9 protein-coding genes are annotated in these 9,620 nt (G+C 74.8%); 7 read left to right on the top strand and 2 right to left on the bottom strand.

Annotated features, from left to right (window positions below; genetic code table 11):
• The 7 genes from B7L92_RS32720 to B7L92_RS32695 all read left to right on the top strand — a co-directional run.
• The coding region (locus B7L92_RS32720) for a phosphotransferase (protein ID WP_159461081.1) at positions 1–724 on the top strand (724 nt) is incomplete at its 5' end.
• Positions 721–1,851 (top strand): T3SS effector HopA1 family protein, encoded by a 1,131-nt coding sequence (locus B7L92_RS39875; protein ID WP_107501676.1) that lies wholly within the window; start codon positions 721–723, stop codon positions 1,849–1,851. The genes B7L92_RS32720 and B7L92_RS39875, both read left to right, overlap by 4 nt.
• Positions 1,852–1,913: 62 nt before the next feature.
• Positions 1,914–3,713 (top strand): ABC transporter ATP-binding protein, encoded by a 1,800-nt coding sequence (locus B7L92_RS32715; RefSeq protein ID WP_081240910.1) that lies wholly within the window; start codon positions 1,914–1,916, stop codon positions 3,711–3,713.
• Positions 3,710–4,351: a flavoprotein gene (locus B7L92_RS32710; RefSeq protein WP_255311249.1), complete on the top strand. Its 642-nt coding sequence runs from the start codon at positions 3,710–3,712 to the stop codon at positions 4,349–4,351. The genes B7L92_RS32715 and B7L92_RS32710 overlap by 4 nt, the downstream gene beginning before the upstream one ends.
• 18 nt (positions 4,352–4,369) lie before the next feature.
• On the top strand, positions 4,370–5,236 hold the full coding sequence (locus B7L92_RS32705) for a class I SAM-dependent methyltransferase (protein ID WP_081240907.1): 867 nt from the start codon (positions 4,370–4,372) through the stop codon (positions 5,234–5,236).
• A gap of 62 nt (positions 5,237–5,298) precedes the next feature.
• On the top strand, positions 5,299–6,291 hold the full coding sequence (locus tag B7L92_RS32700) for an ABC transporter ATP-binding protein (RefSeq protein WP_081240906.1): 993 nt from the start codon (positions 5,299–5,301) through the stop codon (positions 6,289–6,291).
• Complete coding sequence (locus tag B7L92_RS32695) at positions 6,288–7,604, top strand: ABC transporter permease (protein ID WP_081240905.1); 1,317 nt, start codon at positions 6,288–6,290, stop codon at positions 7,602–7,604. Before B7L92_RS32700 ends, B7L92_RS32695 begins: the two co-directional genes overlap by 4 nt.
• A gap of 297 nt (positions 7,605–7,901) precedes the next feature.
• On the opposite strand, the gene B7L92_RS32690 is transcribed toward B7L92_RS32695, so the two are convergent.
• Both B7L92_RS32690 and B7L92_RS40790 read right to left on the bottom strand, forming a co-directional pair.
• The gene (locus B7L92_RS32690; RefSeq protein WP_081240904.1) at positions 7,902–9,281 is read right to left on the bottom strand and encodes a M16 family metallopeptidase; all 1,380 of its coding nucleotides are present in this window, start codon (positions 9,279–9,281) and stop codon (positions 7,902–7,904) included.
• The coding region (locus B7L92_RS40790; RefSeq protein WP_218030488.1) for a hypothetical protein at positions 9,278–9,620 on the bottom strand (343 nt) is incomplete at its 5' end. The genes B7L92_RS32690 and B7L92_RS40790, both read right to left, overlap by 4 nt.

The raw sequence follows: 9,620 nt of genomic DNA, 5'->3' as shown, positions 1-9,620 counted from the left end.
GTCCATGTCGGCGCAGGCCGGCCGGACGTTGGCCGCGCTGCACCGGCTCCCCTTCCGGGCCGAGGACTTCCCCGAGCCGGACCCCCACCCGTACCCCCCGGTCGAGGACCTGCGGTCGCTGCCGCTGGAGCTCTACGTCCACGCCACCGGTGCTTTCGTACAGGCGTGGGGGATGCTGCAGCGCGACGCCGCGCTGCTCGGGGAACTGGAGCGGCTCCGGGCGACCGAGGCCGGGGTCGCGTGCGTGCCCGTCCACGGTGACCTGCGGCTGGACCAGTTCCTGCTCACCGACACCGCCCTCCACCTCAACGACTGGGAGGAGTTCCGGCTCGGCGACCCGGCACGCGATGTGGGGGCGTACGCCGGCGAGTGGCTGCACCGCGCGGTACTGAGGATTCCCGCGCAGGAGACGGACGACGCGTTCTCGGCGGTGCTCACCCACGAGGAGGTGGTGGCGCGCGGCAGCGAGGAGCTGACGCGCGTGCTGCCGCTGATCTCCGCGTTCCACCGCGGTTACCGCGAAGGCGGCGGCCCCGACGACGACGGACTCGTGGTGCGCGCCACGTCCTACGCCGGATGGCACCTGATCGACCGGCTGATCGCCTCGACCCGGGAGAGCGGCCGGCTGTCGGCCATCGTCCGGGCGGCGGCGGGCATCGGCCGGACCGCGCTGCTCGACCCGCGGAGCTTCGTCTCCACGGTCGGACTCGGGGAGGCTTCATGAGCACGCACGTCGAGGAGACCGTCCCGCGTGGTCGCGCGCCGGAGCGGGCCGTCGTGGGCGGGGCGCCCGCACCGGTGCTCTCGACCGGCCTTCGCCGGGCGCTGGAGGACGTACGGATCGCGCCGGACGGCAGGACGGCATGGGTGCGGGACGACGAGGTGACCGCCGAGTCCGCGTCGGCGATGCGCTTCGCGCTCGCCCGCACCCTGTACGAGGTGCTGCACACCGGGCGCGGGGTCAAGGACCGCGCACCGGTCAGGACCCTGCGCGCGCCGGACTTCGAGGCACGGCTGGCGAAGGCGACCCCCCACCCGGAGACGGTCGCCGAGGGGGTCCTCACCGGGCGGCGGTCGGCCGCCGGCCGGCGGGTCGTGGAGATCGACGGCCTGCGGGTGGGCGTCCCGGACACGGCGACGCTGCGGGAGACCGGGCGCACCGCGGGCGGCCCCGGACGTCCGGTGGTGCTGATGAACCTCCCGTCGGCCCGCCCGCTGGTCTCGCCCGGCTTCTTCCTCGTGGACGGCGGCGCGGGCCGCACCGGTGGCGGCGACCTGCTGCGGCTCTATCTGCGGGTGGCCGACGCCGACGCGGCGCCCGGACTGTGGCACGCCGTGCTGAGCGGCCTGGAGAGCCGCTCCGTGACCTACCGGGCGAAGATCATCTCGAATCCGGTGAGCCTGCCGCGCAACGACGGCATGGTCGTCTACCTGGGCCCGGGCTCCTGGGACGCCGTCGACGCGGTGGTCGAGAGCGCCCTGGCCACCGGCCTGCCGGAGGGACCTCCCCCCGCGTTCGCCCACGTGGTGGCGCCGGGTGTGACGGCCGCGTGGGAGCCGAAGGACGGCCGTACGGGCATGCGCGGACTGAGCTTCGGCGAGCACCGGGCGCACGTGGTCGCGCGGGCCTTCGTCGCGGCGGCGGAACGGCACCGGGAGCGTCCGACGGCCGCCGAACTGGCGGCGGCGTGCGCCGCGGCGAACGTGGACCCCGCCGACCCCGCCCGGAACCTCGACTCGGGCGACTGGCCGTGGCACACGGTCCCCCGGCCCGCGCCGGCCGGGGACCCGGTTCCCCCCGCCCCGGCCGCCGCCGACGTGTCACCGGCCGCACGGGACTCCACGCCCTGACCCGTCGGCCGCGGGACCGACGCGACCGGATGCCACCGCACACCGCAGGAGACCCCCTCAGCATGGCCAGAGAACCCCGCCCGGACGGCACCGACGAACTGCGCGTCTTCACCCAGCTCCTGGAGGGCCGGAAGGCCACCGTGGCGGCCGCGGTGGTGATGAGCCTGCTCTCCGCCGCCGCCACCCTCCTCCTCCCCCTCCAGGTCCGCGATCTGGTGATGGCCCTCGCCGAGGACGAACGGCCCGTCGGGCCGCTGCTCCTGATGGCGGGTCTCGCGGTGGGCTCCGGGCTGGCGGCGGCGCTCTCCTCCTACCTGCTCGCCCGCGCCGGCGAGGGCCTGGTCGCGGAGGCCCGGTCCCGCATCGCCGCGCACATCCTGCGGCTGCCGCTGCGGCGGGTGCGGCGGGAGGGAGCCGGCAACCTGGTCGCCCGCGCCAGCTCCGACAGCATGCAGCTGCGCTCCGTGGTGGACGTCGGCGTGGCGCAGATCCCGTCCTCGCTCTTCCTGGCCGTCGGCACCCTGATCGCCATGGGCCTGCTGGACTGGGTCCTGCTGATCGTGGTGCTCGCCACCTTCGCGATCGCCGGTTCCGGCATCTTCGTGTGCGTGCGGTCCATCCGCACCGGGGTGGAACGCCAGCAGAACGCCATCGGGGCCATGTCGCAGCAGATGACGGCGGCCGTGCTGTCCCTGCCCACGGTCAAGGCGTTCCTCGCCGAACGCCAGGTGGCGTCCTCGCTGGACCGCAGCGTCGAGGACGCGCGCGGGGCCGCGGTGTCGGTGGCACGGGTGACCGCCCTGGTGGGACCCACGATGCAGTTCGGCCAGCAGCTCTCGATCGTCGCGGTGATGGTCACCAGCGGGGCCCGGCTCGCCTCGGGGGACCTGGGCATCGGCGAGTTCGCCGCCTTCATCGTCTACCTGCTGCAGGTCGTCGCGCCGCTGACCCTGCTGGTTTCGGGCGTGGCCCGGATGCAGAGCGGCCTGGCCGCGCGCGGACGGCTCAACAGCGTGCTCACCCTCGAGCCGGAGGGCTCCGGGGGCGCCCGGCCGGTCGAGCCGTCGCCGACCGCGCCCGCGGTGGAGTTCGACGCGGTCACCTACACGGACGGCGGACGCACCATCATCCACGAGGCGGCCTTCGCGGCCCCCGCGCGGGGACTCACCGCCGTCGTCGGGCCCTCCGGGGCGGGGAAGACGACGCTGCTGGGCCTCACCGAGCGCTTCCTCCTGCCCGACTCGGGCCGCATCTCCGTCTGCGGGCTGCCGATCGAGCAGTGGCCCCTGCACCAACTGCGCGGCGAGATCAGCTACGTCGACCAGAGCTTCACCCTCGTGGAGGGCACGGTGCGGCAGAACCTCCAGCTCGGGCAGGACGCGGACCTGCCGGACGCGGAGTTGTGGCGGGCGCTGGAGGAGCTGGGACTGCGCGGCGCCGTGGAAGCGCTGCCGGAGGGACTGGACACCGAGCTGGGACGGGCCGAGGACCTGTCGGGGGGCCAGCGGCAGCGGCTGGCGGCCGCCCGCGTCCTGCTGCGGGACACGCGCATCGTCCTCTTCGACGAACCCACCTCCCAGCTCGACAGCGAGAACGAGGAGCGGCTGCGGGTGATGCTGCGTCACCTCGCCGCCGAGCGCGCGGTGATCGTGGTCGCGCACCGCCTCTCCACGGTGCAGGACGCCGACCTGATCGTGGTCGTGGACGAGGGACACGTCGTCGACCGGGGCACGCACGAGGAACTGCTGACACGCTCCGCGCTCTACCGGGAGCTGGTGCACGGGCAGTCGCTGCGCGGCGGCGGCGCTCCGCCCGCTGCCCCGGCACCGCCCGCGCCGGTGGCCGGGACGGTGGCCCGGTGACCGGCACGGCGAGCACCGGCCGGCCGGTGGGGGCGCGGCGCCTGCTGGTGATCGGCACGGGGTCGGTGACCGCCGCCCACCTGCCCTTCTGGGCGAGCTGGCTGAAGGCCGGGCACCCCGGGACGGAGGTGCGGTACGTGCTGACCGGGGCGGCCACCAGGTTCGTCGCCCGGGAGGCGCTGACCGCCATCAGCGGCTGCGACGTGCTGGTGGACCGGTGGCCCGACGAGCCGGAGCCGAGGGCCCGGCACGTGGACCTGGCGCAGTGGCCCGACGCGGTCGTGGTGCTGCCGGCGACGCTGAACTACCTGGCCAGGCTGGCCCTCGGACTGGGGGACTCGCCCTCCCTCCTCGCGCTCCAGTGCACACGGGCGGCGATCGCGCTGGCCCCCGCGCTGCCGCCCGGCGGCGCCCAGAGCGCGGCGTACGCGGACCACACCGCCAAGCTCCGCGAGCGGCGCAACGTGGTCGTCGTCCCGCCCCGTCCCGGCCTCAGCACGACCAGCGGGAAGCGCGAGGCGTGGGCGCCCGCCCCCTTCCCCGAAGTGCTGGCCGCGGCCGACGGGCTGCGGGCGGAACTGGAGGCGCCGGTCCCCGGCGGCCCCACCGGGCCCGAGCAGGAACACGCACCCGCCTGACACCTCACGGAGGCAACCATGACCACCGAGACATCCCCGCGGACCGGACACCGGCCGGACCCCTGCGCGCAGGCCGGCGGCCCCGGCGGCACGACACCCGGCAGCGGTGCGGCGCCCGGCGGGGACGCCGGGCCGGGCGGGGGCAGCAGCGCGTACGGGGAGTCGCTGGCGGACGTCTACGACCTGCTCTACCCCGCCGCGGGCCCCGCCGTCGACGCCATGGTCGCCTTCCTCCAGGAGCTGCGCCCCGCCCCCGCCTCCCTGCTCGAACTGGGCGTCGGAACGGGGCGTCTGGCGATCCCGCTGGCCCGGCACGGCTACCGGGTGCACGGCGTGGACGCGTCCCCCGCGATGCTGGCGAAACTCCGCGAGAACGACCCCGAGGGCAGGGTCACCACCTCGGTGGGCGACTTCAGCGCGCTGGCCGTCGAGGAGCGCTACGACCTCGTCCTCATCGCCCTCAACACCTTCTTCATGCTGCCCACCCAGGAACAGCAGATCGCCTGCCTGCGCGGCATCCACGAGGCGCTCGCGGACGGCGGGGCCGCGGTCTTCGAGACGTACAACCCGCAGGTGTACCACCGGCTCACCGAGGCGACGACCCGGGTCGGCCACCTGGCGCCGGACGCGCTGCTGCTCGACACGGTCCAGGTCAACCGGTCGCTCCAGTCCGCCCTGGTCGTCCACACGATCATGGGCCCCGGCGGGCTGCGGAAGGTGCCGGAGGTCAGCCGGTACGCCTGGCCCGCCGAGTTCGACGTGATGGCCCGGCTCGCGGGGCTGCGGGTGACCGGCCGCTGGGCCGACTGGGACCGCAGCCCGGTCACGGACCAGGCGGAGAAGCATGTCTATGTGGTGGAGCGTCAAAGCGTACGACTAACTTGACCAAGTGTTGTGTTAACGCAATACTCCAGTGAGTTGATGCACTGATCGGGGAGGTGTGGGACATGGCGGTGCCGGCGCTGGAGGTGGACGGCGTGCGGAAGAGTTACGGCCGTCGCCTGGTCGTCGACGACATGACCTTCGACATCCGCGCCGGTGAGCTCTTCGGGTTCGTGGGGAGCAACGGGGCCGGCAAGACCACCACGATGCGGATCGTCCTCGGGGTCCTCGCGCCCGACGCGGGCGAGGTCCGGTGGCTCGGCCGTCCGGTCGACTTCGCCGCCCGCAGGCGGTTCGGCTACATGCCCGAGGAGCGCGGGCTCTACCCGCGGATGAAGGTGGACGAACACCTGCGTTACCTGGGGGAGCTGCATGGCCTGTCACCGGCCGCCGCGCGGTCGGCGGCGGGCCGGTGGATCGAGCGGCTGGAGCTCTCCCGGTATGCGTCCGAGGAGGTGCAGAACCTCAGCCTCGGCAACCAGCAGCGGGTCCAGCTGGCCGCGGCGCTGGTCCACGGGCCGACGGTGCTGGTGCTCGACGAGCCCTTCTCCGGCCTCGACCCGGTGGCGGTGGACGTCATGCGCGACGTGCTCGCCGAACGCGCCGCCGACGGGGTGCCCGTCCTGTTCTCCAGCCATCAGCTGTCGCTCGTCGAGCGGGTCTGCGACCGGGTCGGCATCGTCAGCGACGGACGGCTCATCGCCTGTGGAACGGTCGGGGAGCTGAGCGAGGAAGCCGGTCGCCGGCTGCTGGTCGACGCCCCGGAGGCGGGCGAGGACTGGGCCGCGGGGCTGGCGGGCGTGGAGGTCGTGCGCCGCGAGGGCACCCGTACGTGGCTCCGCCTGACGAAGGGCGCGGACGACCAGCGGGTGCTCCGTGCGGCGCTGGCCACCGGCCCGGTCTCCGCCTTCGTGTCCGAACACCCGCCGCTGACCGAGTTGTACCGCGACCTGGTCACCGGGGCGCGGGCGCCCGGCGAGGACGCCGGGGAGCGGGCGGGCGCGGCGGCGGGCGCCGCGCGGACGGCGGGCGACCGGAGCGGGGGCGGTGAGCGATGAGCACGGTGGCGCGCGTAACGGACGGAGCGACCGGTCGGGACGCACCGGACGGAGCGACCGGTCGGGACGCACCGGACGGGGAACGGACCTCCGCTTCGGGCGGGGGCACCGCCGGCCCTCAGGACGGGCCCGGCGCGCTGACGGCCCGCCGTGCGGTCGGTCTGGTCGCCCGGCGGGAGATCAACAGCAGGATGCGGACCGCGTCCTTCGTGCTGAGCACCCTGGGGCTGCTGCTCGCGCTCGGCGTCTACGCCGTGATCCTCCTCCTCACCGAGGACGGGCCGGCCAGGGTCGGCGTCGAGCGGGAGGCCTCGGCGATGCGCCCGGCGCTCGCCGCGGTGGCCGGGAAGACGGGCGACTTCGAGTTCGTCACCGTCGACGGCGACCGCACGGACCGGCTCCTGCGGGACGGGGAGCTCTCCGCCGTCGTCGGCACCACCGCCGACGGACGGCTCACGCTGTCGGTGGAGCGCGAGGCCGACGAGGACCTGCTCGCCGTGGTGCGGGCCGCGGCCGCCGAGGAGCGCGTCACCAGGGAGCTGGAACGCGCGGGCGTGGACCCCGTGGAATTCAGGGAACGCGTCGCATCGGCCACCGTGCGGATCGACGTGCTGGAGCCGCGGGGCAACGGCGCGGCCGAGCAGTTCGCGCTGATCCTCTCCTCCACCGGGCTGCTGTACTTCTTCTTCGTCTTCTACGGGATCATGCTGGCGCAGGGCGTGGTGGAGGAGAAGAGCAGCCGTGTGGTGGAACTGCTCCTCTCCACCATCCGCCCCTGGCAGCTCCTCGCCGGGAAGCTGATCGGTGTGGCCGTGGTCGGCCTGACCCAGCTCGTGCTGCTCGGCGGGGCCGCGGCCGCGCTCGCCCAGGGCACCGGCGTCCTCACCCTGCCGGCCGCGGTGGGCGGCACCCTGGTGACGCTGGGCGTCTGGTTCCTGCTCGGCTTCCTCCTCTTCGCCGCCCTGCTGGCCGCCGCGGCGGCGCGTGTCTCACGGCAGGAGGACCTCCAGGGGGTGGTGCAGCCGGTGATGCTGCTCATCACCGCGCCGTTCGTGCTCGGCCTCGCCCTGCTGAGCAAGAACGTGCACGACCCGCTGATCGAGTGGCTGTCGCTCGTACCGCCGCTCAGCCCGATCCTGATGCCGGCCCGCACGCTGCTCGGTGTCGCCCCGGTCTGGCAGATCGTCCTCTCCCTGGTCCTGGCGGTCGCCGCGCTGGCCGGGATGACCCGTGTCGCCGGGCGGATGTACGCCAACAGCGTGCTGCGCAGCGGCTCCCGGGTCCCGTTCGCCGAAGCGCTGCGGCTGCGTTAGGACACCGGCCCCGTCCCTCGTCCCCTCGTCCCCCTATTCCCCTCTTCTCTGTCCCCTCGTCCCCCCACTCCTCCAATCCACCACTCCACCCGGAACTACACCCACCTGGCCCGCCGGGCCACCTGACCCCTGGGAGCACCTCATGAGCACCGCCCTCTGGATCGCCGTCGGAATCGCCCTCGTCGTCGCCGTCGTCGCGGGGATCAAGAAGAGCCGGGGCTGACCCGGCCGGCCCGCGTCGCGGGGAGAGGGGGCTGTGCCCGCCGGACCGTCCGGCGGGCACAGCCCCTCGAGCCGTCAGAAGCGGAGTTCGTCAGTGGCGCCCCGGCGCAGCGGCGCCACCGCCGCCTCGTCGGCGACGACCACGCCCGTGAAGCCGGCGGGCGAGAAGAACCGGCGGGCCGCCTCGCGGACCGCGTCGTACGGCACGCCCTCCATGAGCGGCCCCCAGTGGTGCAGCCAGTCGGAACCGACCCCGATGTGCAGCAGGTTCGCCAGACCGGACGCCAGCGCGCCCGGTGACGACATCGCGGTCGTGGTGGAACCGATCGCGTAACTCCTGGCGGCGTCGACCTCCCGCACCGAGGGCGGCTCGGCCGCCATGCGCTCCAGCTCCTCCCTGATCACCGCGAGGGCCGGCACGGTGTGCTCGGCGGCGGTGTCGGCCTCGACCATCAGCGTCGAGGCGCCAGGAACCGACTCCACGCCCGAACCGAGCTGGTAGGCGTACCCCTCCTCCTCGCGCAGACGCGTGACCAGCCGGGAGGCGAAGGACCCGCCGAAGACCAACTGGGCCAGGTGCAGGGCCGGGTAGCCGGGATCCGTGCGCGGCAGCGCGGGAGTGGCCAGCCGGATCACGCTCTGGACGGCCCCGGGCCGCTCCACCCGGTGCAACGGCCCGCCCGGGAACCACGGGGGCGTCCGGCAGACGTCGCCTCCCGGCCCCGCCTCCCACGCCCCGAACGCCTCCGCGGCCGCGGCGACGGCTTCCTCCGGAACCAGGTCCCCGACCAGCACGAGCACCGCGCCCCGGGCGCCCAGTTGCCGCGCGTGCAGCTTCGCCAGGTCGTCCGTCGTGCAGGCGGCGGCCAGTTCGGGGGTCGGCTGCAGCCGGGCGGCGATCTCCTCGCCGTACCGTCGCCGCAGCAGCGCGTGCTGCGCGAGGGCCGCCGGCTGATGGGCGGCCAGCCGGATGAGGCGTGCCAGCCGTTCGCGTTCGGCGGCGACGACGTCCTCCGACAGCCGGGGCCTGCGGACGGTCTCGGCCAGCAGGGCGAGGACGGCGGGCAGGGCGTCGGCCATGGTGTGCCCGGTGACGGTGAGTCTGCGGGCGTCGGCGGCGGTGTCCAGAGCGGCGCCGTGCGCGGCGAGCGCCGCGTCGTGACCGTCCGCGTCCCGGTGCGCCGTGCCGTGCGGGAGGACGCGGGCCAGCAGGTGGCACGACGTCACGTCACCGGGACCGGTCGCGGCGTACGGGACGTTGAGCCGGATCTCGACGAGAGGGACCACGGGAACCGAACAGACCACCACGCGCAGCCCGTTGCCGAGCGTGGTGTCGACGTCGGGCAGCGGCAGCCGCCCGTGCGCGGGGCCCGGGGCCGTGCCGCGTGCCCCGTCGTCCCCGGCGTCCGGCCGGACACCGGGGGCAGCGGGGCCGCTCACCGCACGCCCGGTCATGCCGCGGCCTTCTCCCGTGCGGCGCCCCGCGACACGTTCCCTCCCGGCACGAAGCGCACGACCGCCCGGTGCGAGGACCTGAGCCGGGCGGCGGCCCGGCCCACCTGCTCGCCGGTCACCCCGGTCCGCACCAGCTCCGGCAGCGCTTCGGTCAACTCGGCCTCGTGGAAAAGTATTTCGCGCAGACCGAGCAGTTGTGCCCGGGTGCCCGGATCACCGAGTTCGCGCAACGCCCCGGCGGCCCAGCGGGCGGTCGTGGCACGCAGCAGGCCGGCGTCGACCCCGTTCCCCGCCAGCGCCTCCAGCGTGCCGTCCAGTGCGGCCAGGACGTCCTGGCCG

The organism is Streptomyces viridosporus, assembly GCF_002078235.1.
GTDB classification, from domain to species: domain Bacteria; phylum Actinomycetota; class Actinomycetes; order Streptomycetales; family Streptomycetaceae; genus Streptomyces; species Streptomyces viridosporus.
Note: the sequence above shows the minus strand (reverse complement) of the source record. Positions and strands in the feature narration are given on the sequence as shown.